Origin of the sequence: Tenacibaculum bernardetii (assembly GCF_029125915.1) — a bacterium.
Classification (GTDB): Bacteria; Bacteroidota; Bacteroidia; order Flavobacteriales; family Flavobacteriaceae; genus Polaribacter; species Polaribacter bernardetii.
The window spans coordinates 71,823-96,529 of the sequence record NZ_JAQJCU010000007.1; the positions used below are offsets into that span (position 1 = coordinate 71,823).

Annotated in this window: 26 protein-coding genes and 1 tRNA gene; 12 read left to right on the forward strand and 15 right to left on the reverse strand. The window is 30.9% G+C overall.

What is annotated here, in order from left to right:
• Positions 1 to 5: 5 nt before the first annotated feature.
• The 5 genes from P2G10_RS07605 to P2G10_RS07625 all read right to left on the reverse strand — a co-directional run bounded on the left by P2G10_RS07605 (position 6) and on the right by P2G10_RS07625 (position 3,737).
• On the reverse strand, positions 6 to 698 hold the full coding sequence (locus P2G10_RS07605) for a succinate dehydrogenase cytochrome b subunit (RefSeq protein ID WP_218773521.1): 693 nt from the start codon (positions 696 to 698) through the stop codon (positions 6 to 8).
• A 143-nt stretch (positions 699 to 841) separates the two neighbouring features.
• The gene (locus tag P2G10_RS07610) at positions 842 to 1,249 is read right to left on the reverse strand and encodes an NUDIX hydrolase (RefSeq protein WP_275315975.1); all 408 of its coding nucleotides are present in this window, start codon (positions 1,247 to 1,249) and stop codon (positions 842 to 844) included.
• Between the two features lie 21 nt (positions 1,250 to 1,270).
• Complete coding sequence (corA, locus tag P2G10_RS07615) at positions 1,271 to 2,335, reverse strand: magnesium/cobalt transporter CorA (protein WP_275315976.1); 1,065 nt, start codon at positions 2,333 to 2,335, stop codon at positions 1,271 to 1,273.
• 92 nt (positions 2,336 to 2,427) lie between these two features.
• Entirely contained in the window at positions 2,428 to 3,114 is a 687-nt protein-coding gene (locus P2G10_RS07620; protein WP_275315977.1) for an alpha/beta fold hydrolase, read from the reverse strand.
• On the reverse strand, positions 3,114 to 3,737 hold the full coding sequence (locus P2G10_RS07625) for a DUF6973 domain-containing protein (RefSeq protein ID WP_420833283.1): 624 nt from the start codon (positions 3,735 to 3,737) through the stop codon (positions 3,114 to 3,116). Before P2G10_RS07625 ends, P2G10_RS07620 begins: the two co-directional genes overlap by 1 nt.
• Positions 3,738 to 3,821: 84 nt before the next feature.
• Between P2G10_RS07625 and P2G10_RS07630 the strand changes: the two genes are divergently transcribed.
• The 3 genes from P2G10_RS07630 (at position 3,822) to P2G10_RS07640 (ending at position 6,292) form a co-directional block, all read left to right on the forward strand.
• The gene (locus P2G10_RS07630) at positions 3,822 to 4,658 is read left to right on the forward strand and encodes a helix-turn-helix domain-containing protein (protein WP_275315979.1); all 837 of its coding nucleotides are present in this window, start codon (positions 3,822 to 3,824) and stop codon (positions 4,656 to 4,658) included.
• 675 nt (positions 4,659 to 5,333) lie between these two features.
• Positions 5,334 to 5,891, forward strand: a complete 558-nt coding sequence (locus P2G10_RS07635; RefSeq protein ID WP_275315980.1) for a carboxymuconolactone decarboxylase family protein — start codon at positions 5,334 to 5,336, stop codon at positions 5,889 to 5,891.
• Between the two features lie 38 nt (positions 5,892 to 5,929).
• The gene (locus tag P2G10_RS07640; RefSeq protein ID WP_275315981.1) at positions 5,930 to 6,292 is read left to right on the forward strand and encodes a cupredoxin domain-containing protein; all 363 of its coding nucleotides are present in this window, start codon (positions 5,930 to 5,932) and stop codon (positions 6,290 to 6,292) included.
• 74 nt (positions 6,293 to 6,366) lie between these two features.
• On the opposite strand, the gene P2G10_RS07645 is transcribed toward P2G10_RS07640, so the two are convergent.
• The 10 genes from P2G10_RS07645 to P2G10_RS07690 all read right to left on the reverse strand — a co-directional run bounded on the left by P2G10_RS07645 (position 6,367) and on the right by P2G10_RS07690 (position 13,881).
• Positions 6,367 to 7,659 (reverse strand): aminopeptidase P family protein, encoded by a 1,293-nt coding sequence (locus tag P2G10_RS07645; RefSeq protein WP_275315982.1) that lies wholly within the window; start codon positions 7,657 to 7,659, stop codon positions 6,367 to 6,369.
• 67 nt (positions 7,660 to 7,726) lie between these two features.
• On the reverse strand, positions 7,727 to 8,296 hold the full coding sequence (locus tag P2G10_RS07650; RefSeq protein WP_275315983.1) for a Crp/Fnr family transcriptional regulator: 570 nt from the start codon (positions 8,294 to 8,296) through the stop codon (positions 7,727 to 7,729).
• Positions 8,297 to 8,303: 7 nt separating this feature from the next.
• On the reverse strand, positions 8,304 to 9,614 hold the full coding sequence (locus P2G10_RS07655; protein WP_275315984.1) for a DEAD/DEAH box helicase: 1,311 nt from the start codon (positions 9,612 to 9,614) through the stop codon (positions 8,304 to 8,306).
• 275 nt (positions 9,615 to 9,889) lie between these two features.
• A complete protein-coding gene (locus P2G10_RS07660) occupies positions 9,890 to 10,036 on the reverse strand; it encodes a hypothetical protein (RefSeq protein WP_255554376.1) in 147 nt (48 codons plus the stop codon).
• Positions 10,037 to 10,493: 457 nt separating this feature from the next.
• Entirely contained in the window at positions 10,494 to 11,084 is a 591-nt protein-coding gene (locus P2G10_RS07665; protein WP_275315985.1) for a porin family protein, read from the reverse strand.
• A gap of 28 nt (positions 11,085 to 11,112) precedes the next feature.
• Complete coding sequence (locus P2G10_RS07670) at positions 11,113 to 11,820, reverse strand: hypothetical protein (protein ID WP_218771917.1); 708 nt, start codon at positions 11,818 to 11,820, stop codon at positions 11,113 to 11,115.
• A gap of 265 nt (positions 11,821 to 12,085) precedes the next feature.
• Complete coding sequence (locus P2G10_RS07675; protein WP_275315986.1) at positions 12,086 to 12,358, reverse strand: succinylglutamate desuccinylase/aspartoacylase family protein; 273 nt, start codon at positions 12,356 to 12,358, stop codon at positions 12,086 to 12,088.
• Positions 12,355 to 12,663, reverse strand: coding sequence for a M14 family metallopeptidase (locus P2G10_RS07680; protein ID WP_275315987.1), 309 nt, complete (start codon positions 12,661 to 12,663; stop codon positions 12,355 to 12,357). The genes P2G10_RS07675 and P2G10_RS07680 overlap by 4 nt, the downstream gene beginning before the upstream one ends.
• Before the next feature lie 44 nt (positions 12,664 to 12,707).
• Entirely contained in the window at positions 12,708 to 12,989 is a 282-nt protein-coding gene (locus tag P2G10_RS07685) for a succinylglutamate desuccinylase/aspartoacylase family protein (RefSeq protein WP_275315988.1), read from the reverse strand.
• On the reverse strand, positions 12,970 to 13,881 hold the full coding sequence (locus tag P2G10_RS07690) for a RimK family alpha-L-glutamate ligase (RefSeq protein ID WP_218771920.1): 912 nt from the start codon (positions 13,879 to 13,881) through the stop codon (positions 12,970 to 12,972). Before P2G10_RS07690 ends, P2G10_RS07685 begins: the two co-directional genes overlap by 20 nt.
• A gap of 146 nt (positions 13,882 to 14,027) precedes the next feature.
• Here P2G10_RS07690 and P2G10_RS07695 point away from each other — a divergent pair, with 146 nt between their 5' ends.
• The 9 genes from P2G10_RS07695 to P2G10_RS07735 all read left to right on the forward strand — a co-directional run bounded on the left by P2G10_RS07695 (position 14,028) and on the right by P2G10_RS07735 (position 24,570).
• Complete coding sequence (locus P2G10_RS07695; RefSeq protein WP_275315989.1) at positions 14,028 to 16,844, forward strand: VPS10 domain-containing protein; 2,817 nt, start codon at positions 14,028 to 14,030, stop codon at positions 16,842 to 16,844.
• Positions 16,845 to 16,900: 56 nt separating this feature from the next.
• Positions 16,901 to 17,113: a zinc ribbon domain-containing protein gene (locus tag P2G10_RS07700; protein ID WP_218771922.1), complete on the forward strand. Its 213-nt coding sequence runs from the start codon at positions 16,901 to 16,903 to the stop codon at positions 17,111 to 17,113.
• Positions 17,114 to 17,167: 54 nt separating this feature from the next.
• Positions 17,168 to 17,530 (forward strand): dihydroneopterin aldolase, encoded by a 363-nt coding sequence (folB, locus tag P2G10_RS07705; protein WP_218771923.1) that lies wholly within the window; start codon positions 17,168 to 17,170, stop codon positions 17,528 to 17,530.
• A gap of 55 nt (positions 17,531 to 17,585) precedes the next feature.
• Positions 17,586 to 17,656: transfer RNA gene (locus tag P2G10_RS07710), tRNA-Cys, on the forward strand.
• A gap of 82 nt (positions 17,657 to 17,738) precedes the next feature.
• Complete coding sequence (locus P2G10_RS07715) at positions 17,739 to 18,584, forward strand: MBL fold metallo-hydrolase (RefSeq protein ID WP_275315990.1); 846 nt, start codon at positions 17,739 to 17,741, stop codon at positions 18,582 to 18,584.
• A gap of 10 nt (positions 18,585 to 18,594) precedes the next feature.
• Positions 18,595 to 20,238, forward strand: coding sequence for a S8 family peptidase (locus P2G10_RS07720; RefSeq protein WP_275315991.1), 1,644 nt, complete (start codon positions 18,595 to 18,597; stop codon positions 20,236 to 20,238).
• Between the two features lie 64 nt (positions 20,239 to 20,302).
• Entirely contained in the window at positions 20,303 to 20,707 is a 405-nt protein-coding gene (locus P2G10_RS07725) for a DUF2101 family protein (RefSeq protein WP_218771926.1), read from the forward strand.
• Position 20,708: 1 nt separating this feature from the next.
• Positions 20,709 to 22,556, forward strand: coding sequence for a M1 family metallopeptidase (locus P2G10_RS07730; RefSeq protein WP_275315992.1), 1,848 nt, complete (start codon positions 20,709 to 20,711; stop codon positions 22,554 to 22,556).
• A gap of 325 nt (positions 22,557 to 22,881) precedes the next feature.
• A complete protein-coding gene (locus tag P2G10_RS07735; protein ID WP_275315993.1) occupies positions 22,882 to 24,570 on the forward strand; it encodes a glutamine--tRNA ligase/YqeY domain fusion protein in 1,689 nt (562 codons plus the stop codon).
• Positions 24,571 to 24,707 lie beyond the last annotated feature (137 nt).

The following is a 24,707-nucleotide window of genomic DNA, read 5'->3' on the forward strand; positions in this document are numbered from 1 at the left end:
TCGTATTAATGATTGAAATGGTGAAATAATGCAATAATGATAAATCCTACAGGTAAACCAATTGCATAAATTTTACAGAATGTTTTCAATCCTTTAGTGTATTTGTTGTTTGCTCCAACCGATTGGAAAGCTGAAGTAAAACCATGTAATAAGTGCATTGCTAAAAATACAAACGCTAATACGTAAGCTCCTACTCTAATAGGGTTTACAAATTTGTGCTGTAATTCCTCAAAGTATCTAAGTCCGCTATCAGCAACATCAGGGTTGATAAGACCAGACATGTCTCCTTTAATGAATTTTGTATTCAATTCAGGAAACCAGAAATCGATAAAGTGTAATACTACAAATGCTAAAATTGCAATACCAGACCAAATCATGTTTCTACTCATCCAAGTAGAATTTGCACCTCCGTTATTTTTCGCATAACTTACTTTACGAGCACTGTTGTTCTTTAATTCTAAGACGAACCCCATTACAAAGTGAAAAACTACACCAAAAATTAAGACAGGTTGCATTACATATTGAATTAACGGGTTGGTTCCCATAAAATGAGATAACTTGTTAAATGTTGCTCCGTCGTCCGGAAAAATTGAAGTGATGTTTATTGCAAAATGTTGTAATAAAAAGAACATCAAGAAGAACGCCGAAAGTGCCATGGCAAATTTTCTTCCAATAGAAGATTTTAATAATCCCATTATTTTATTTATTGATTAAAAAATATAACACAAATTTAAGCTATAACTCTTAGCCGAACAAACTATCTTATTTTTTTTGTGGCACATTTAGAATGTGTTTAAATAAAATGTATCTTTTTTTGATGTTTAATTAAGTTGTTTTCATTTTACATCAACTCTCCTTTTTGATTAAGAAAAGTGAATATCTTTTTATCAACGGCAGAAATAATTTGAAGATCTTTAAAATTTAACCACCTTATTTCCTCAATTTCACTACTCGCTTTTAATTCTCCAGAATATTTAGCTCTATAACACGTCATTATTACAGTTATTCCTTCTTTTTCTCCGTCTGATTGTGCCGAAAAAGTACCTATGTATTCTGCAGTATCTGGTAATATTTTAACACTTAATTCTTCAAATACTTCTCTAACAAGAGTTTGTTTATCACTTTCACCACTTTCACGTTTGCCGCCAGGTATGTAATATTTAGTTTTACCTTTAGATAGTGTGCTTAAAATCTTCCCGTCTTTAATTTCAATAAAGGCTATTTTATCTATTTCTTTGTTGTTTTTCATCGTAAAAAAACTATAAATGGATTAAAACCATTTCTTTTTCTTGAAAAATATAAGCATAGCAACAGCAATTATTATCATGACAAACCACATGATAAAATAACTGTATTTGTAAGTAAGTTCTGGTACATATTCGAAATTTGTACCATAAATACCTGCGATAAAAGTTAACGGAATAAAAATTACAGAAAACACCGTTAAAAATTTCATGATATCGTTTAGCTTACTACTAATTGTGGTGTGATATACATTTAATTGGTCAGATAAAATTTCACGGTAACTGTCTGTAGCATCATTTGCTTGGCTAATATTATCTTCAAGCTCTTTAAAGTGAACATAAGTGCTTTCGGTAATAAAATCAGAATCAGTTTTTGCCAAAGAAAAAATCATTTCTTTCGCTGGTTTTATGTTTTTTCTTAAGAAGTTTAGTTCACGTTTATAATTATTTATTTCTCTAATAGTATCCTTGCTAGGGTTTAATAGTAGGTTTTCTTCTAAAGTTTCTATTTTTTCACCTAAAACACTAATTACATATAGGTAGTTATCAACTACAATATCTAATAAGGCAAAGGTTAAATAATCGGTTCCTCCGGTTCGTATTCTTTTTTTCTGTTTTCGTATTCTTTCTCTTACAGGTTCAAACACATCTCCTTTTTGCTCCTGAAAAGACATTAACACCGTTTTAGTAAGAATTAAACTTAAGTTTTCAACAATAGTTTTACCTTGGCTTTCATCTAACATTAACATTTTAATTGTTATTAATGTACAATTGTCATACTCTATAACTCTAGGTCTTGCTTCTGTATTTAAAACTTCAGGTAGAACTAAAGTATCTAGCTTAAAAGCAGTTGTTATTTCTTGCATTATAGAGGTGTTATGAAGTCCATCTACATTTATCCAAGTAACAGTTTCTTTATGCTGAAATTCACTTATTTCCTTTACTGCTTTGGCAGTATTTTCAATTAAATTTTTAGAATCGAAATCAATAATTCTAAGTGAAATTGAATCTGTTTTTTTTTCTCCTCTAAAGATTAAATCATCAGGAGCAAGACCAATTTCTTTTTTATGTTTTTTAATAAATCTTGTCATATTCTTATGCACTTAACTTAAGTGGTTTTTTATAATATAAATTTAATTTAAAGATTATGAGTAAAGTGATAGCGAAGTTATTAGAAAATAAGTTAAAAAACAACACTATTTATTACCTCAGATAATTCTTTTGGTTTTTCTAAGGTAATCATGTGTCCGCAGTTTTTAATGCTAATAAACCTGCCTTTTTTTAATTTACTTACAAGAAGCTTTATGTTTTTAACAGGAATTAAATTATCATTTTCAGCAGCAATAAAAACTATCGGGATATTTAGTTTTAAAACTTGTTTTGAGATATCTAATCTAACAGACGTAGCTTTTAACTGGCGAATTAAAACATCTTTACCTAAATCGGCATCCATTTTTTTAATTATAGCAGTGATTTCTTTATTTTGATGATTATCAGAATGTAAAAATTGTTGAATCCTTGCTTTTGAAATTCCGTTATATTTATGTTCTTCTAAAAAAGAAATAGTACTTTTTCTTAGCGCTATTTCTTTTTCATTTAATCCGTTTGTATTTGCTGCAATTATTACTAATTTTTTTACTTTTTGTGGATAATGAACAGCAAAGTTTAAAGCTGAAAATCCACCTAAAGAAAACCCAACAATTAAGGCAGGAGCTTCAATCTTAGGTACTATTATTTTATTAATTTCATCAAAACAAGTTGCCGAAGTAATATCTATATAAATAGGTACTATGTTTTCTAATTTAGGAAACACAAATTGCCATAAATCAATTGTACACATAGTACCAGAAATAAAATATACTTTTTGCATTATTTTTTATAATTAGAATTTACCAAACATTTATTATTCTCCCATTTACCTTTTAAAGACTTTAGTGAAATAGGTTTGTTATTACATGTTAAAAAATTACCAACACTATCTTTTTTTATGACCTTTAGTCTGCCAAAATAAATTTCATTTATAACACGATACATTAAACTTTTCTCAGGGATTTGACCTCCTTTTCGGGTAAGAGAAAGACCTACTTCATTGTTGAATAAATCCATGGTAGTTGCTATTTTATCAGGAACAACGCCGTCTTCTAGTTTACGTTTCTTATAAGTTTTATAGTTTTCTTTTTCGTGTGATTTACCTAAAGAACGCGCCGCATTTCCCCCTATTTCTTGGCGTAAACTAGCCATCCAAAAAGCATGGCGAAAGGCATCTACTTGTCCTCCTGAGGCATCACCATCTAGCAAGGGCGTTTTTTTAATTGAATCGGCTATTTGGTGAGCTTTTTCAGAGATTAGCAAAGCTTTTTTAGCTTTTAAAGGATGTAATATAACCCAGGTTTTCTTTGGAGGAGAAAGTTCCTTGAATTTTTTCCACTTAGATTGTGAGAATAAAGAAAAGCTAAAAAACAGCAAAACGATATATAAATAATTCTTACACAATATAACTTTAATTTTATACCAAAGATAGCCTTGTTTTGTTAGCTAATCATATTTTTTCGACCAAGAATAAAATGAAATAAAACAATGGCTATTCAAGAAATAAAAACGTATAAGTATAAAGATGTTTTTAAATTAGAAGAAGTAAAATTCGAAAAAGCTTGTGTAGTTAATAAACCAGAACAAATAAATACCTATAAGATTTTTTGGATAAAAGAAGGTAGCGGTACTTATCATATCGATTTTGAAAGTTATTCTTTTAACGACGGTGTTTTGTTTTTTTTATCACCAGGACAAGTTTTTTCTGTAGATTCAGAAGAAATAAAAGTAGCTTATCAATTAAATTTCATTCAAGATTTTTACTGTATACAAACTCATGACACTGAAGTTGCTTGTAACGGCGTTTTATTTAACAATATATATGAAACACCCTTTGTTAAGCCTAAAGAGAAAGATGTTAAAAAGTTGAGTTTTATTATTGAGAGCTTAATAGATGAATTTGAAAATAATCAGACAGCACAATATGATATGTTACAGGCCTATTTAAAACAATTTATCATTCATTCAGTTCGGATTAAAAAAGAAGATTTTATAGTTAAAGAAGATGCAGAAACAAAGTTGTTTAAAGACTTTAGTTTATTAGTAGAATTAAATTTTAAGAAATTACACAGTGTAAGTGATTATGCCAATCGTTTGGGTATTTCTTCTAAATCACTAACAAAGCATTTAAAAAAAACAAACAATAAAACACCAAGTGATTTTATTAAGAATAGGATAATAATCGAAGCAAAGCGTCAGTTACTATACTCAACAAAGGCTGTAAAACATATAGCTTTTGATTTAGGATTTAATGATCCTGCTTATTTTTCTCGTTTTTTTACCAAAGCAACAGGGCAATCTCCAAAACAATTTCAAAAAGAATAATAGTGATTTTGTTGTATAAAAAAGTGCATAAAAAAACTCGTAACACACAAGGGCCACGAGTTGGGGGTTGTTTTTTAAGGGGATGCTATTACTTAGGGGATTATAACATATTGGGGATACGCTATACATAATAACACTACAAATATATAACACATTTATTAATAGTTAATTAACCTATGTTAATAAGTGAATTAAACTGTTTTTTATCAAAGCAACAGGTCAATTTCTAAAATAATTTCAAAAAGAATAATCGTTATTTTTTTATATAAAAAAGGACATAAAAAAACTCGTAACACACAAGGGCCACGAGTTAGGGGTATTTTTTTAAGGGATTGTTATTACTTAGGGGGCTGTAATATATTGGGGATATCTTACAGATAATAACAATGCAAATATATAACACATTTATTAATTATTTTCTTAACCTATGTTAAGAAAATAATTAAAGTCCAAGTTTAAGGAACTTTTGTCCATTTTTAAAAGAGTACTTCCTCCGCATCTTTGTAGTATAATTAAAACTAACACTTTTTAGTTTACAAATATCAATGTAATGAAAACAAACGAAGCATATCAATGCCCTAACTGCTGGGGGTATCAAGAGTATAATGAACAATTTTCAGAAAGAGAAAACTGTAATTGTAATAATGAAAATAAATAATTTTAAAAATAATAGAAATGAGTACAAGAATTAAAACCTTAAATCCAGAAATAACCACAGGAAAATCAAAAGAATTATTTGATGCAGTACAAAAAAAGTTGGGCTTTATTCCCAATCTAATTAAGGTATTTGGTAATTCACCAGCAACCTTACAAACCTATTTAAGTTTAGGTGAATTAACTGCAAGTGGAAATTTCTCTAATAAATTTAGAGAACAGTTAGCATTGGCAATTGCCGAAGAAAACGAGTGTGACTATTGTTTATCTGCACATACAGCAATCGGTAAACTGAATGGCTTAACAGATGCTGAAACAGAACAAAATAGAAAAGGTTTAGCTTCTGATGAAAAAGTACAGGCAGGTTTAAATTTTGCACAAAGTGTTACTAAAAATAAAGGAAAAGTAAGTTCGGATGAGATAGCTGCAGCAAAAGTAGCAGGATACAACGACGGTGATATTTTAGAAATTGTTTTAAATGTTGTTTCTAATACATTAACAAATTATGTAAATCATATTGCACAAACAGAGGTTGATTTTCCGAGTGTAAAAGCAGGAGAATTCACAACAAATTCATAAACATAAAAAGATAATTGACAAATTTTAAAAATTAAATCATGAAAAAAGTAATAGCAGTAGTAGCAATTTTATTAGGTTTTGCATTAAATGCAAATGCACAAGAAGTTAAAACAATATCTTTAGAACAAACTAAAGGTGAATTTACTCAAAAGAAAATAACCTTAAAAGAAGGTACTTATATTTTTGAAATAGCAAATAAAAATGTAGGTCATGATGTTGGTTTTGTTTTAACTGAAAAAGGAAAGATAGAGGCAGAACATCATATTAAAGAAGCTTATGTAACCTCTTTAGTAAAAAACAATACAAAATCTACAACTAAAGAAGTGGTCTTAAAAAAAGGAGAATATGTATATTTTTGCCCTTTAAACCCTACACCACAATATACTTTAACGGTTGAATAATTTTTATTTAATTGTTAGTAAAAGAAAAGCCTCTGAAAACTTCAGAGGCTTTTTTTATGTTTATTTGAAACGAATTAAGAATTCATAATATCTTCAATTTCGTCAGCTTCAATAGGTATGTTGCCCATTAAGTTAAAAGGCTCTCCTTTTTCTTGAATTACTAAGTCATCTTCTAAACGAATACCAAAACCTTCGTTAGGTATGTATATACCAGGCTCTACGGTAAATACCATATTAGCTTCCATAGGTTGGTGTAATAATCCGTAATCATGGGTGTCTAGTCCTATATGGTGAGAAGTACCGTGCATAAAGTATTTTTTATATGCTGGCCAGTTTTTATCTTCATTTTGCACATCGGCTTTATCTAATAAACCTAAACCTAATAATTCAGAAGTCATTAATTTACCAACTTCAACATGGTAATCTGCCCAAATAGTACCAGGAACTAATAATTTTGTTGCATCATTTTTTACACGATTTACAGCATTATATACTTCTTTTTGACGATCAGAAAAACGACCTGAAACAGGAACAGTTCTCGACATATCTGCAGAATAATTTGCATATTCGGCACCAACATCCATCAAAATTAAATCACCTGCCTTACACTGTTGATTGTTTTCGATATAATGTAATACGTTTGCATTGTTTCCTGAAGCGATAATTGGAGTGTAAGCGAATTTTTTAGAACGATTTCTTAAGAATTCATGAATAAACTCAGCTTCAATCTCATATTCCCAAACACTAGGTTTTACGAAGTCTAACACACGTCTAAAACCTTTTTCGGTAATATCGCAGGCTTGCTGCATTAAATCTAGTTCTATCGGATCTTTAAGTGAACGTAAGCGTTGTAATATAGGATTACTTTTAGCAACAGAATGTGCTGGGTATTTTGCTAGTAACCATTTCGTAAAGCGGGCTTCGCGAGTTTCGGTTTCTATAGCAGCACGATAATGCTCATTGGTATTTATATAAACAGTTTCGGCAAGCGCCATCATTTCTGCAACTACTTTTTCTAAATCTTGTAACCAAAAAACAGATTTAATACCTGTTGTTGTTAATGCTTTTTCTTTGGTTAATTTTTCACCTTCCCAAACAGCAATATGTTCATTTGTTTCACGTAAAAATAATACTTCACGTAAATTTTCTTTAGGGCAATTAGGAAATAGTATTAAAATACTTTCTTCTTGATCAACACCACTTAAGAAAAATATATCGCGATGTTGCTCGAACGGAAGTGTACTATCTGCACTTACCGGATATACATCATTAGAGTTAAAAACAGCTAAACTATTTGGCTTCATTTGCGCCATAAAGTTTTTGCGGTTTTTTATAAAAAGGTCACGGTTTATTGGGTTGTATTTCATAATGCTAACAATTAAAATGTTCTCAAAAATAAATAAAAGAAATATTTAATTGCCTAGCCATTTGGCACTATTTTATGTTTTTTCGAATTCTACTCATATGCCTATTAGAAATTCCTAAAAAAGAAGCCAGGTAGTGTAGCGGAACTTCTTGTAGCAGTTCAGCTTCGTTTGTAAGTAGTTTTGTGTAACGTTCTTCTGCACTAAGCGTAAGTAAATCGATACGATAATCATCAATTAAAAAAATTTGTTTTTCAATTAAAGTGTAATAAAATCGATGAAAAGCAGTGTTGTTTTCTAACAGGTATTTAAAATCTTTTACTAAAATCACTTGTAAATTACAATCACTTAATGCCTTAATGTTTTTACGCGAAGGGGTTTCTTGTAAGAAGCTTTTTAAGGCAGATGTACACGAGTTTTTTAACGCTAAATACGTTGTTTTTTCTTCTTCTAATATATTAATAGCGTGCTGTAGAATTCCGCTTTCAATAAAACAAAAGTATTTGCAAATAGTATCTTTTTCAACCAAAAAACTGTTTTTAGTTAATGTTAGTGGTGTAAAAAAACTCAAAATCTCAGAAACTTGACTATCAAGTTCCTGAGATTTTAATATATTCTTTATGTAAGAAGAAAAATTCATTTAAATATTATCTTCTTCTATTTTTCCTTGGAGCTCCATCGCTTCTTCTTGAAGGATCGCTAGGACGTTCTCTTTTTGGTTTTCTAGTTCCTTCTGCAGCACCTCTGTGCGTTGCGCCTACACCTTTTTTCTTTCCGTTTCCAGATTTTTTCTTTTGTGTTGCAGCTCTTTTAGGACCAGCAGTGTCTTTAGGTTCGTAACCTTCAATAACTTCTGTCTTTAATTTTTGCTTTAGTATTTTTTCTATTTCTTTTTGGTATTCAGTTTCTTCACTACAAACTAAAGAAATAGCTTCTCCTTTTGCACCTGCTCTACCGGTTCTACCAATTCTGTGTACATAATCTTCTGGTACGTTTGGTAACTCAAAGTTTATAACGTGTGGTAATAACGGAATATCAATACCGCGAGCAGCAATATCAGTTGCCACTAAAACACGAATAGAATTACTCTTAAAGTTAGCCAATGCTTTTGTACGTGCACCCTGACTTTTATTACCGTGAATTGCAGCAGCAGAAACTCCTGCTTTTACTAGTTTTTCAGTTAATTTATTGGCTCCGTGCTTGGTTCTTGTAAAAATTAAAACCTGACTCCAGTTACCATCTTTAATTAAGTTAATAACAACCTCCGTCTTTTTACCTTTATCAACAGTATATACTTTTTGAGAAACCTTATCAGCCGTTGAGTTTTGCGGAGCAGCTTCTACAGAAATAGGATTTCTTAAAATACCTGAAGCTAATCTTTTAATTTCTGATGAAAATGTAGCAGAAAATAGTAAATTTTGACGCTTTGTAGGCATGTAACTAATAATTTTGTTAATATCTCTAACAAAACCCATGTCTAACATACGGTCTGCTTCATCTAAAATAAGTACATCTATTCTGTTAAAAGATACTGCTTTTTGATCGTGTAAATCTAATAATCTACCAGGAGTGGCTACTAATATATCAACTCCTTGTCTTAACGTTTTTATTTGACTGGCAGCTTTTACACCTCCAAAAACTACGGCCGATCTAATATCTAAATACTTACTATATTCTCTTACATTATCATGTACCTGAGCAGCAAGTTCTCTTGTTGGTGTTAATACTAACGCTCTTACAGGACGGTATTTTGGGTGTTTTGAATCTGCTAAACGTTGTAAAACAGGTAGTGTAAAACCTGCTGTTTTTCCTGTTCCTGTTTGTGCAGAAGCCAATACGTCTTTTCCTTCTAAAATAGGTGGTATTGCTTTTGCTTGAATTGGTGATGGAGTATCGTATCCTTTTTCGCTGATGGCCTTTAATAAAGCATCAGATAATCCTAAAGATTTAAATGTCATATATGTTATTTTAGAAACACTCTAAAATAAGCATCTCTTTGAACCCGCAAAGGTACTGCTAATTTATTAGGAAGTTTTGTAAATAAAAAAAACGCCCTTTAAAAGACGTTTTTTTAAATAATTTATGCGTTTATTTTTTCATAGCACTTTTAACAAGTCCGATAATAACCATTAAAACACCACCACTAAATAAGTAATTCCATAAATTTTTAGTTTTAATTAGTTAATTGATTCTAAAGGAAGTGAAAATTAATTAATAAAGTAAATAAAATCAGTTACTTACTCCATTCACTTATTTGAGAAAAGTTTTTGTTTTCTATAAAAAAATCTACTGGATAATATTTAATAATATCTTTATTTATAAACAGCTTTTCACCAAAAGTAAGTTCTTTTTCTAAAGAAATAAAGTGTTGATTTTTCATACTTTTATTTAAAGTTTTAAAAACAAACTCTGAGCAATATAATTCTGAATCAGTAGAATTGTCAAAATTATAATCATAGTATATTTTTTCTCTAAAGTTTATTTTGCTTAAAACAGATTTTACTGAAACATTTTTTACTTTCCAAATAGCTATATGGTTTAAATCTTTTTTTAAAAAACTTATATAGTCATATATGTTTTGCTTTTTTAGAAACGAATTTTTTATAATTTTCGAGGGTTGTACATCTACTAAAAACAGTTCTTCTTTTTTGACAAATAGTAAACCTATATGATTATATTTTGATTTTTTAGCATAATTAAAATTTTGTTTAATCCTATTAGAAATTTTGTTGTTTACTCCTGTTATAAAGAGATAAACACCATTTTCATACTCTTCAACCTTATTTAAATATAGTTTGAGGGATATTGTATGAAAATGAATAACAATAAAATAACCACTAAAAAGAATAACCAATAGAAATATTAACTTTCTTATCATCTTTTATTTTAAAATCATCGTTATTGGTTAGTTTAGCTTTAGTTAAATTATTTGAAAAACTAAAAAATAAATTCAAAAACATTTTTTTAGAAAGCGGAAAATTCACACCTAAATCTCCAACTAACCCAAAATTGTTTTTGTTAAAATTTATTGTTTGATTCTCAAGGATTATATCAGAGAAAATATTATAATTAAAACCCAAAGCAGCTAATAAGTAAACTTTTGATGTTAAATCTCCATTAAACCCTAAATTAAAACCAACTTTTAAAGGAATATCAACATAAGAAATTTGTTTTACAGAAGTGTTAGAATTATAGTTGTTAAAACCAATACCTGTAATAAGTTTTAAACCATTCTTTAAATTATAATTTATATGAACGGCATCACGTTTAGAAAAACCATAAAGAATTGAATTATTTTGTTGTATTTTACTATACCCTATACCGCTTTGAAATGTAATAGAAATATGGTTGATGTCTTTTTTAGTTTTTTGAGAAAAAATTAAAAAAGGATTAAATAATACTATTGATAAAATAAATAATTTTTTCATTGTTAATTTTTTTTATGGGAAGATATATTTAGCTTACATCACCTATTAATTTACCAACCAAATAGCCTACTCCAGCACCTACTCCAAGACCTACTACACCACAACAACTACCCCCTATAAGTCCGCCAATTATACCACCAGCAGTACCACAACTCATATATCCACTACCTGTAGGTCCAGACATAAAACAATCTCTATGCTCTAATCTATTCTTGTTTTCAGTTAAATAATCGTTTCTAAAATCATTTACAACACTTAACATACCCTGTTCTTTTACTGAAATTGTATTAAAAGGAATAAGACTTTCTACTTTTTGTATTTTATTTTCATCTAACATTTGAATGATTGCTTTTTCTGAAGGCTCGGAGATAGGAAAAGAAGATATAAAATCTTTAGTTAACCCTCCGTTTTTCTTTGCTTCTACAATAGTTTTTATAATGTTATTAGTAAATTCTACTGTCACTTTAGCTTTTTCTTCTTCAGAAAAATTTGTTAAATCAAGAAGCTCTTTTAACTTGTCTTGAGTAATAATATATTCAGAATTTTCATTTTTTGATAAAAAATCTTTTCCATTTATAAAGGAGTTAAATTGGTAGCTGGATAGAATTTTATTGGCATTAATTTTAGATTTTTTCGCATAATTAATTTCTTCATTACTAACTTTTTCATTTTCAGAAGTACAGTTTGAAAAACTCAATAAGAATAAAGCAAGTATTAAACTAATTTTTGTTTTCATAATTTTTAATTTATTTAAATTTTTGTGTTGATAACCAACCTCAAAAGTAATTTTGTGGTTTAAATATACTTTTTAAGTAAAAAGTAACATCACTTATTAAACAATAAGTGTTATGGTCATTAAAATTAAGAAAAAGTGTAAGCAATTTTTACAAAATTTCCTTCTCTTTCACTAGCTAGTGATATATATAATTGATTAATTTTTATAAATATACAGTAAATATATATATATGCAAATATTTCTTAACAAAAATTAAATCAGCTACTTAAGTTCTTCCTGTATGAAGTAAAGCATCTCCCATATTTATAATTGGAAAATTATTTTTTACAATTATATATCCATTTGTAGGTGTTTTTACAGTAAAATTAATTTCTCCGTAAGTGCCCATAATATGCCCTAAAATTTGACCTTTTTTAATATTAGAACCATTTTTTACTGTACAATTAAAAAGACCAGCTACTGTAGCTCGTATCCATTTTCTTTTATATAAATGAATTGATTTAGAGCTCTCAGGAGTATTAATATCCTTATTGATCATTTTAAAATACGAGGCTTACCATTTATTCCTAGTTGAGTAACATTTTCTTCTAAACGTAAAGATTCTCCACCTTCGTAAACAATAACAAGAATGTTATTTTTATAACATTGATTTTTAAAAGATTTCGGTATCAATTTTGAGTTAAAAATTAAAGGAGTATTAAATATTTTTGCTAATTCAAAACCTCTTGCATCTTCAGGTTTATATCTAATTTTCGGGAAATTATTTCGTTGTGAACCACCAGTATGAAAGTCGATTGCTAAATCTACATTATTAAGAAATTCTTTCATTAAGTAATACGCCATTCTGCTTGTCAGCGAACCTTTTTTTGATCGAGGAAAGCTTCTGTTTACACCTTTACCATGCATATCACGTGATAAATAAAAAAACCAAAAACGTTTAGTAAAGGAGTTACAATAACAGAACCTCGATGTGTTTTATAAGACTTATCAATTAGCATTCTACTAACCAATTCAGCACTATTAATTTCATTACTATGTAAACTTCCTTGTGATAAAATAGTAGGTCCAGCTTCATTACCATTTAATATATAAATAGGAATTTCAATCTGAGTTTCCGTAGGTAGTCTATCAACTGGTATTTTAATGAGTTTAGATTTTCCTAAACTCATTTTTTGACCTCTTGTCCGAACAATTTTCTTCTAGAAATTTAATAATGGCTTTAGCGATATTATCTTTAGTATATGCTTCAATTCCTTGCAAACCTGGCGTTGAATTTACTTCAATTAGTAAAGAACCTCTTTTTGAACGAATTAAATCAACTCCCGTAACTGGTAAGCTTAAATATTGTGCAGCTTTTACAGCTATTTCTTTTTCTTCTTCAGATAAAGTTACTTTAAAACCGCTTCCGCCTTGGTGAATATTCGAGCGAAAATCATCTTCTAAGCCTTTTCGCTTCATAGATGAAACTACTTTATTGCCAACCACAAATGCGCGAATATCTTCGCTATTACTTTCTTGTATAAATTCTTGTAGCAAAATGTTTGCATTAGTACTATACATCGTGTCAATAATCGATTTTGCTGATTTTTTACTTTCAGCTAAAATAACACCAGCGCCATGCGTACCTTCTTGTAGTTTTATGATTATTGGCGCACCTCCTAACAAATCTATTTGTTCAGCTATATTTTCTGGGTTTACAGAAAACAACGTGTCAGGAATCGGAATGTTTTTTCGGTTCATGATCTGTAATGTGCGAACCTTATTTTGAGATTGTAAAATACCTAAAGATGTAGCTGTACTATATACGCCGTTTAGTTCAAATTCCTTAACAACTGCTGCACCATGACGTGTAGAAGAAGCTCCAATTCTTGGAATTATTACATCAGGAATGTCAATAATGTTTTCTCCGTTATAAATTATTTCAGGTTTCCCGTTTGTTAGTTTTATAGCACATTTTAAATGATTTATAACCCTAACATTATGTCCACGGCGACTAGCTTCTTTATATATTCTTTGCGTAGAATATATTTGATCGCTAACAGAAAGAATAAAAATAGTCATAGCATTGATGTTCTTAACATTACAAAGCTACTCTTTTTTTTGAGTGAAAAAAGGGAATTTTAAAAAGGCTAAAAATCAATATTTTGTTAATTTTTTTGATTTCGCATTTACTTGCAGTAATTTCATCACATCTAAACAAACAATAAATGAAAACCGTTTTTACCGTTTTTGTAGTCCTTTTTACATTGGCTACAGTAGCACAACAGCCTACCAAGGCGCAACAAACACAACAAGCATTAATCAAAAAAGAAGCTTTAACAAAAACATCTATTGTTAAAAATATTGCTTTTAAAAATATCGGACCAACGGTAATGAGTGGTCGTGTGGTTGATATTGATGTAAATCCAGAAAATACTACTGAATTTTATGTGGGTTACGCCTCTGGAGGATTGTGGTATACGAACAATAACGGAACAACATTTACACCTGTTTTAGATAGTTCGCCAACACAAAACATAGGTGATATTGCTGTTGATTGGAAAAACGGAACACTTTGGGTAGGAACAGGAGAAAATAATTCTTCTCGTTCTAGTTATGCAGGAATCGGAATTTTAAAATCTACGGATAAAGGTAAAACCTGGAAAAATGTTGGGTTGACAGATTCACATCATATCGGTAGAATAGTAATCAACCCTAAAAATCCGGAAGAGGTAATAATTGGAGTAATCGGTCATTTATATTCATCAAATAATGAACGTGGAATTTTTAAAACCACCGATGGAGGTAAAACATGGAATAAAACCTTATTCATCAACGAAAACACAGGAATTATAGACGTGCAACCGGCACCAAATAATTTTAATATTTTATATGCCGCTGCTTGGGAACGCGAACGTAAAGCGTGGAATTTTGATGGAAACGGAAAAAACTCTGCAATCTACAAATCTATCGATTTAGGAAATTCTTGGGTCAAGATTTCTGATAATAATGGTTTTCCGAAAGGAGAAGGTGTCGGAAGAATTGGTTTAGCGGTTTTTAATGAAAATACGGTGTATGCGTTTCATGACAGTCAATTTCGAAGAGAAAAAACAGCCAAGAAAGAACAAAGTTCAAATGCTTTAACTAAAGAAGATTTTAAAACCATGACTGTGGATGCGTTTTTAATGTTGAAGGATAAAAAGCTGAACAGTTATTTAAAAATGAATGGTTTTCAAGAAAAATACCGTGCCGAAAATGTAAAACAAATGGTGCGTGCAGGCTCTGTAAAACCAATCGATTTAGCCAAGTATTTAGAAGATGCAAACACCTTATTATTTGACACACCTGTTATTGGAGCTGAGGTTTTTAAAACGACCAATGGCGGAAAATCATGGAAAAAAACACACTATGGTTATTTAGATGATTTATATTATTCTTACGGATATTATTTTGGTGAAATTAGAGTAGATCCGCAGGACGAAAACGGAATTTACGTATTAGGAGTACCAATTTTAAAATCGAAAGATGGCGGAAAAACATTTACCTCAATCAGCAAAGAAAACGTACATGCCGATCATCAGGCGTTGTGGGTAAATCCTAATAAACAAGGACATTTAGTAGAAGGAAATGACGGTGGTTTAAATATTTCTTATGATGATGGTGAAAGTTGGATAAAAGCAAATGAACCAGCAGTAGGACAGTTTTATACGGTGTATGCTGATAATCAAAAAAACTATAAAGTATATGGTGGTTTGCAAGATAATGGGGTTTGGGTAGCAAACCACAATGCAAAAATTGATAAAGGTTGGAAGCAATCAGGTAAAAATCCGTACGAAAGTATAATGGGTGGAGACGGAATGCAAGTTGCGGTTGATGATCGCAATCCGAATATTGTTTATACGGGTTATCAGTTCGGAAATTATTACCGTATTGATAGAGCATCAGGAAGTCAGAAATATATTCAACCAAAACATACGTTGGGTGAAACTCCGTATCGTTTTAACTGGCAAACCCCAATTCAGTTATCAAAACATAATCAAGATATTTTATATTTAGGAGGAAATAAATTACACAGATCATTAGATAAAGGAGATACTTGGGAAGCAATTTCGGGTGATTTAACACAGGGCGGAAAAAAAGGGAATGTTGCATACGGAACATTAACATCAATATCTGAAAGTCCGTTTCAATTCGGATTGTTATATGTTGGTTCTGATGACGGATTGGTGCATGTTAGCAAAAACGGAGGCGGAAGTTGGGAAAAAACATCAAATACATTACCACAAAATTTATGGGTAAGTCGTGTAATTGCCTCAAAACATAAAAAAGAAAGAGTGTATGTAACCTTAAACGGATATCGATTTGATGATTTTACAAGCTATGTGTATATGTCTGATGATTTTGGTAAAACCTGGAAAAATATTGGAGAATCTTTGCCAACATCACCAGTAAATGTGATAAAAGAAGATACGAAGAAAGAAAATATTTTATACTTAGGAACCGATAATGGTTTGTATGTTTCTTTTGATAATGGTGCACAATGGCAACCTTTTAAAAACGGATTACCAAACGTAGCTGTACACGATTTAGTAATTCAGCCAACAGCAAAACATTTAATTGTAGCTACGCATGGTCGAAGTTTATATAAAGCTGATATTACTTCGTTGCAAGATTTTAAAAATGAAGCAACGGTGTTTTCAATCAAAAATATTAGAAAAAGAAGTTCTTGGGGAAGCTCATGGAGTAAGTGGTTAAAACCGAATACTCCAGAAATTACGATTCCGTTTTACTCATCAGAAAGTAAAGAAGTTTCAGTAAAATTATTTTCAGAAACTATTTTAGTAAATACCATTAAAATACAAGCAGAAAAAGGATTTAATGAAGTGGTTTATGATGCTTCCTTCTCTAAAAAAGGAAGAAAAACATATCTTAAAAAACATGAAGATAATGTCATTAAAAAAGCTAAAAACGGTGTTTATTATTTACCTAAAGGAAAATATAAGGCGGTAATAAACGATAAAGAACAAGCTTTTGAAATAAAGTAAATTGTAACATTTGTTTGTTTTAATACTCTAATAAGTATAAACATAAAATAAAACAGATGAGTAAGCCATTAAATTATACTTGCCCGAAATGCAGTAACCACACCTATGAAGTAAGCGAAATGAGAGCAACAGGAGGTACGTTGTCTAAAATTTTTGATATTCAGAATAAAAAATTTACAAGCGTAACATGCCAACGATGTAGTTATACTGAGTTTTATAAAGCTAGTACGAGTGCGTTAAGTAATGTTTTTGACTTTTTTACAAGTTAAAGCAACTGACATAAGATAGTTGATTAATTAAGAAACATTGGTACTTTTGTGGCTATGGGAATTATACGTGTAAACAACATCCGATTATTTACAAACCACGGATGTTTAGAAGAAGAAGCTAAGATAGGCTCGGAATATAGAGTAGATATAGAGGTGAAAGCAGATTTGCAAAAATCGGCAAAAACAGATGAATTGGTTGATACTGTTGATTATGTACATTTAAATCATATTGTAAAAGAAGAAATGGCAATCCGATCTAAATTATTAGAACATGTTGCTCAGAGAATTATTGATAGAATTTTTAATGAGATACAACTGGTTGAAGAGGCGGAAGTTAGCGTAGCTAAAATCAATCCGCCAATTGGTGGTAATGTTGCTGAGGTAGTAATTGTATTAAAAGATGTGCGTAAAAGTTAAAAAAAGCTTGCGTTAAAAAATAAAAACTGTAAATTTGCAGTCCTAATTAATAAAAGGTGTCTTGGCCGAGTGGCTAGGCAATGGTTTGCAAAACCATGTACAGCGGTTCGAATCCGCTAGACACCTCAACAAAAGCGTATCTTTTTAAGATGCGCTTTTTTGTTTTTCTTAACAAAAAAATTCGTTAAAAATCTGCATCTTTGTAGCTATGCGAATTTATCCAATAGAAACAGGAAACTTTAAATTAGACGGTGGCGCTATGTTTGGCGTGGTACCAAAAGCGATTTGGCAAAAAACAAATCCGGCAGACGATAAAAACATGATTTCAATGGGTATGCGCTGTATGCTTATTGAAGATGGAGATAGACTTACGTTGATAGATACCGGAATAGGAAACAAACAATCAGATAAATTTTTTGGATATTATTACATGTTTGGTGATTTTTCACTAGATGTATCACTTGCTAAATATGGTTTTCATAGAGATGATATTACAGATGTGTTTTTAACACACTTACATTTTGATCATTGCGGAGGTGTTATTCAATGGAATAACGATAAAACGGGTTTTATGCCTGCCTTTAAAAATGCGAAAGTTTGGAGTAATGAAAATCATTGGCAATGGGCAATTGAGCCTAACGCACGTGAAAAAGCATCTTTTTTAAAAGAAAACATACAGCCTATAAAAGAAAACGGACAGCTAAATTTCATCAATAAAAATAGCCAGAATCAAGTAGGTTTTGATGTATTGTTTATGGATGGTCATACCGAAAAACAAATGTTACCTAAAATTAAATATCAAGGGAAAACAGTTGTTTTTATGGCCGATTTATTACCAACCGCAGGTCATATTCCTTTACCATACGTAATGGGTTATGATACACGACCGTTATTAACTTTACAGGAAAAAGAAATCTTTTTAAAAGAGGCTGCAGACAAAGAATTTTACTTGTTTTTAGAGCACGATGCTTACAACGAGTTAATAACAGTAAAGCACACCGAAAAAGGAGTGCGTTTAAATGAGAGTTATAATTTTACAGATATATTTAATTAAGAGAAACATTATGAGAATTTTAAAACCCGTATTTTACTCAGCAATTGCAATTACCTCTTTAGTAGGTTGTTCATCAGTAAGTAAAAAGGTAGTGCCAACCGGAAGTAACACAGTAGTTACTATGTCAGAGAAGAAAGCTGAATTAACAGCGTATGAAAAAGATAACTGGCATCATTTAGATTTAGCAACCGATTCTATTCCAGGAATGAGTGTTGATAAAGCATACGAATTCTTAAAAGGTAAAAAAGGTGTTGAAGTTGTTGTTGGAGTTGTAGATTCTGGTAGTGATTTAAAACATGAAGATTTAGTAGACGTTGCTTGGATAAACACTAAAGAAATTGCAGGAAACGGAATTGATGATGACAAAAACGGATACGTTGATGATATTAACGGATGGAACTTTTTAGGAAAATCGTATAAAGAGCATTTAGAATATGAACGTATTTTAATGAATCCATCAATTGCAGATGCAGAAACTTTAAAAGCGGTAAAAGCTTTACAAGAAACAAAAGTGGAGGCAGCAAAAAAGAATGAAGCGCGTTACGGACAAATGTTAGCTGGAGTAACAATGGCAGATGATGCTTTAGCAAAACACTTCGGAAAATCAGATTATACAAAAGAAGAAGTTTTAGCAATTAAAACAACAGATGCAGGTTTAAACCAAGCAGTAACAGGAGCTAAGCAAATGTATGGTTTCGGAATTGGTTCTTTAAGTGAAGCAAAAGAGCAATTAAGTAAATTAGTTAAAACGGCTTCAGATGTAGTTAGTGGAGCTAATTTAAAAACAGATTACCGTACAGTTGTAGGCGATAACGCATACGATATTAACGATAAACCTGGTTATGGAGATGCAAATACTGGACACTCTGAAGAAGGAGAAATCCACGGTACGCACGTAACAGGTATTATTGGTGCAACTCGTAACAATGATAAAGGTATGAACGGTGTTGCTACTAATGTAAAAATGATGGCTGTACGTTCGGTATCAGACGGAGATGAATATGATAAAGATGTTGCTTTAGGTATTCGTTATGCGGTTGATAATGGTGCAAAAGTAATTAACACTAGTTTTGGTAAAGCTTTTTCACCAAATAAAGAATGGGTTTACGATGCAATTAAATATGCAGCTTCTAAAGATGTGTTAATTGTAAACGCAGCAGGAAATTCAGGAGAAAACATCGATGTAGATAAAACATTTCCAAACGATGCTCCAGATCAATTAACAGAGGTTTCTGATAATTTCTTAACGATTGGTGCAATGAGTGCTAATTATAATGAAAAATTACCTGCAGGTTTTTCAAACTATGGTAAAGTAAATGTAGATATTTTTGCTCCTGGAGTTCAAATACACTCAACTTTTCCTGATAACAAATATCAAAAAATTAGTGGAACATCAATGGCTTCTCCAGCAACAGCAGGTGTAGCGGCATTAATACGTTCTTACTATCCACAATTATCTGCAAGCCAGGTAAAGCATATCATTATGAACTCAGGTACAAAGATCGATTTAATGGTTACAAAACCAGGATCTACATCTAGAGCAAATCCAGCAGGAGATTTAGTTCCTTTTGCAGATTTATCAGTTTCTGGTCGTATTGTAAACGCTTACAATGCAGTTAGAATGGCTGACAGAATGGTAAACGGAAGAAAATAAAAACAGAATATTATTAAAAAAAGAGCATTATTTTGATGCTTTTTTTTTGTTATAATAACAACCTATGCAGTTAGAGTTTGATAAACAAAAAGAGCGGTTAAAAATTAAAGATGAGGTGCCATCTCATTCGAAATTAGTAATCGTATTAATGTTAGTTAATGCGCTTAATATGGGTGTTCAGTTGTTTTCGATGCGTTATTATAAAAACGAATTTCTTTTTATTTTGATGCTTTTATTGGCAATAGTATCAGTAGTTGCAGTGTTTTTTTATCTCTTTAAAAGATCTTGGAAAACCAATTACAATCTTTCAGAAATTGAAGGGTTAGAGGTTAAGAAAGTTTTAGGAAGAGAACGTGTGTTTTTAAAATTACACAACGGAAAAAAACGCAGCTTTACGATACTTAAAAATGAAAACGAATTAAATAACTTAAAAAACACCCTAACCACAATAGGAATTAAATCAATTTAATATGAAAAAAATAATTTTAGGACTTTCATTATTATCGATAGTTTCTTGTGCTTCTACTAGCACAACAAACAACAGTACAGTAAAGTCGTCAGTAAATAAATCAACAAATCAAAATTATTGGCAACAACATGTTGATTATACAATGGATATTGATATGGATGTAAAGACATTTCAATATAAAGGAACACAGAAATTGGTGTATACAAACAATTCACCTGATGTTTTAGATAAAGTGTTTTATCACTTGTATTTTAATGCCTTTCAGCCAAATTCTCAAATGGATGTTCGTTCGAGAAATATTAAAGATCCGAGTAGTAAAATTGCAGATAAAATTGTAAAATTATCTCCGTCTGAAATAGGATACATCAAGGTAAACTCATTAAAACAAAACGGAACTGTTGTTAAGCATGAAACTGTTGGTACTATATTAGAAGTTACTTTAAGCAAAGCTATTCAACCAGGAGAAAGTGTAACTTTCGATATGATTTTTGATGCACAGGTACCAAATCAAATTCGTCGTTCAGGGCGTAATAATGCAGAAGGAGTTGCTTTGTCTATGGCGCAGTGGTATCCTAAAATGGCCGAATATGATTTTGAAGGATGGCATACGCCACCTTACTTAGGTCGTGAATATCATGGTGTTTGGGGTAATTTTGAAGTTACTTTACACATTGATAAAAACTACGTAGTTGGTGGTACAGGATATTTACAAAATGCACAAGAAGTAGGGCATGGTTATGAAAACAAAAAAGAAGCTTTAAATATTCCGTCAGGAGAAAAGTTAACTTGGAATTTTACAGCCCCAAACGTACACGATTTTACTTGGGCTGCAGATCCAGAATATAAGCACGATATGTTAACGATGGATAACGGTATCGATTTACATTTCTTATACAAGAAAACATTAGACGCTAAATATTTAGAAAGCTGGAAAAAGCTACAGCCTAAAACAGCTGAATTAATGACTTATTTTAGTGAAAATATTGGACAATATCCATACAAGCAGTATTCAGTTATTCAAGGAGGTGATGGCGGAATGGAATACGCTATGAGTACTTTAATTACAGGAAAACGTAGTTGGGGAAGTTTATTTGGTGTTACCTCTCATGAAATGGCACATACTTGGTTTCAGTTTTTATTAGCAACAAACGAAAGTAAACATCCTTGGATGGATGAAGGTTTTACATCGTATATTTCTAACAAAGCAGAAAATGAAATTTCTGGTAAAAATATAGAAAATCCACATGCAGGTTCTTACAGAGGTTATAATTATGTGGTAAAAAACAACATAGAAGAGCCATTAACTACACATGCAGATAGGTATCATACAAATACAGCATACGGAGTAGCAAGTTACTCTAAAGGAAATATTTTCTTATCGCAATTAGAATATATTATCGGAGAAGAGAATGTAGCTAAAACATTAAAAAAATATTTTAACGATTTCTCTTTTAAGCATCCAACGCCAAACGATATTAAACGAACTGCTGAAAAAGTTTCAGGAATTCATTTAGATTGGTATTTAAACGAATGGACACAAACCATACATACGATTGATTATGGTGTAAAAGCTGTTTCTGGTAAAGCTGTTACTTTAGAGAGAATTGGTCAAATGCCAATGCCTATAGATGTTGAGGTTACTTATGTTGATGGAAGCAAAGAAGCGTTTAATATTCCTTTACGTATGATGCGTGGCGAAAAACCAACCAAGGCAACTAAAATTGCAGATTGGACGTTTGCACACCCAACATATACATTTACAACTTCAAAAGAAGTGAAATCTGTACAAATTGATCCGTCAAAATTAATGGCAGACATCAATCAAGAAAATAACTCGTTCGGAAAATAATAAGTAGTACAAAAGGTAAATTTAACCTGTTGCCTATTTTTAGGTATTAAAATTTACGAACTGTCAGTTCGAGTGATTTTAAGAAGTGCTAACGGAATAAAATTGTATAGAGAACCAGTTTTGTTATAAGAATCTATAACAAATTCTGGTTAACGAATTGTAATTTTTAACGTTATTCTAAATTTATTTCAGAATCACATCATACGGATTGATAGTTATTTAACGAAAGATATTTAGATTGAAAGCGAAAACTCTATAAAGGGTTTTCGCTTTTCTTTTTTTGGATAAAATTTTCCGTAATTTTGCACTTCAATTTCAACAGAAGATGTCAGAAGAAAAAAAATCATTGAATTTTTTAGAACAAATTATTGAAGAGGATATTGCAAACGGATTGCCAAAAGATAATTTACGTTTTCGTTTTCCGCCAGAACCTAACGGATATTTACATATCGGTCACACAAAAGCTATCGGAATTAGCTTTGGTTTAGGTGAAAAATACAATGCGCCAGTAAACTTACGTTTTGATGATACAAACCCTGCTAAAGAAGAGCAAGAGTATGTAGATGCCATTAAAGAAGATGTTACTTGGTTAGGGTATAAATGGGCAAATGAATTGTACTCATCTGATTACTTTCAGCAATTATACGATTGGGCTGTTTTATTAATAAAAGATGGTAAAGCGTATGTCGATAGTCAATCTTCTGAAGAAATGCGCGCTCAAAAAGGAACACCAACAAAGGTTGGAACAAATAGTCCTTTTAGAAGCAGATCTGTTGAAGAAAATTTAGATTTATTCAGTCGAATGAAAGCTGGTGAATTTGAAGAAGGAACGCATGTTTTAAGAGCTAAAATAGATATGGAATCGCCTAATATGTTATTACGTGATCCGTTAATGTATCGTATTTTAAAGAAAACACACCACAGAACAGGAAACGATTGGGTTATTTACCCAATGTATGATTGGACGCATGGTGAGAGTGATTATTTAGAGCAGATTTCACATTCTTTATGTTCTTTAGAGTTTAAGCCTCACAGAGAATTATACAACTGGTTTCGCGACAATGTGTACGAATACAGTAAAGCCGAATTTCCAAATCCGCCAAAGCAACGCGAGTTTTCTCGTTTAAACTTAAGCTATACTATTATGAGTAAGCGTAAGTTGTTAACATTGGTAGAAAAAGGAATCGTAAACGGATGGGATGATCCAAGAATGCCAACAATTTCTGGATTAAGAAGACGTGGTTACACACCAGCATCAATCCGTAATTTTATAGAAACTGTTGGAGTATCAAAAAGAGAAAATATTATTGATGTTTCGCTGTTAGAGTTTAAAATCCGTGAAGATTTAAACAAAACAGCAAACAGAGTTATGGGAGTTTTAGATCCTGTAAAAGTAATTATTGATAATTATCCTGAAGATAAAGAAGAGATTTTAATTGCAGAAAACAATCCTGAGGATGAAAACTCTGGCACAAGAATTATTCCTTTCGCAAGAGAAATTTATATCGAAAGAGAAGATTTTAGAGAGGAAGCAAATAAGAAGTTTTTTAGATTAAAATTAGGAAAAGAAGTTCGTTTAAAAAACGCTTATTTCATTACAGCAACAAGTTGTGAAAAAGATGAAAACGGAGAAATTACGGTAATTCACTGTACATATGACCCGAAAACAAAATCGGGAAGTGATACAGAAGAAAGCAAGCGAAAAGTAAAAGGAACCTTACATTGGGTATCTGTAAAACACGCTGTAAAAGCTGAGGTAAGAGCATACGATCGTTTGTTTTTAGATGAAGCTCCAGATAACCATAAAGACAAAGATTTTATGGAATTTGTGAATCCTAATTCATTAGAAAAAATTACTGCTTTTGTAGAACCAAGTTTACAAACAGCAAAAATAGGGCAACAATTTCAGTTTCAACGTTTAGGATATTTTAATGTAGATGATGATTCTACTACCGAAAATTTAGTATTTAATAAAACAGTTGGTTTACGAGATAACTGGGCAAAAAAGAACTAAATAGAAATAATATTTTTAATTAAAACACCTCAAAGTTTCATAAAACTTCGAGGTGTTTTTTTATAAGTCAAATCCATTTTTAATTTTCGATAGAATATGTATCTTTACTGATTAAGGGAGGTTAGAATAAAAAAGTT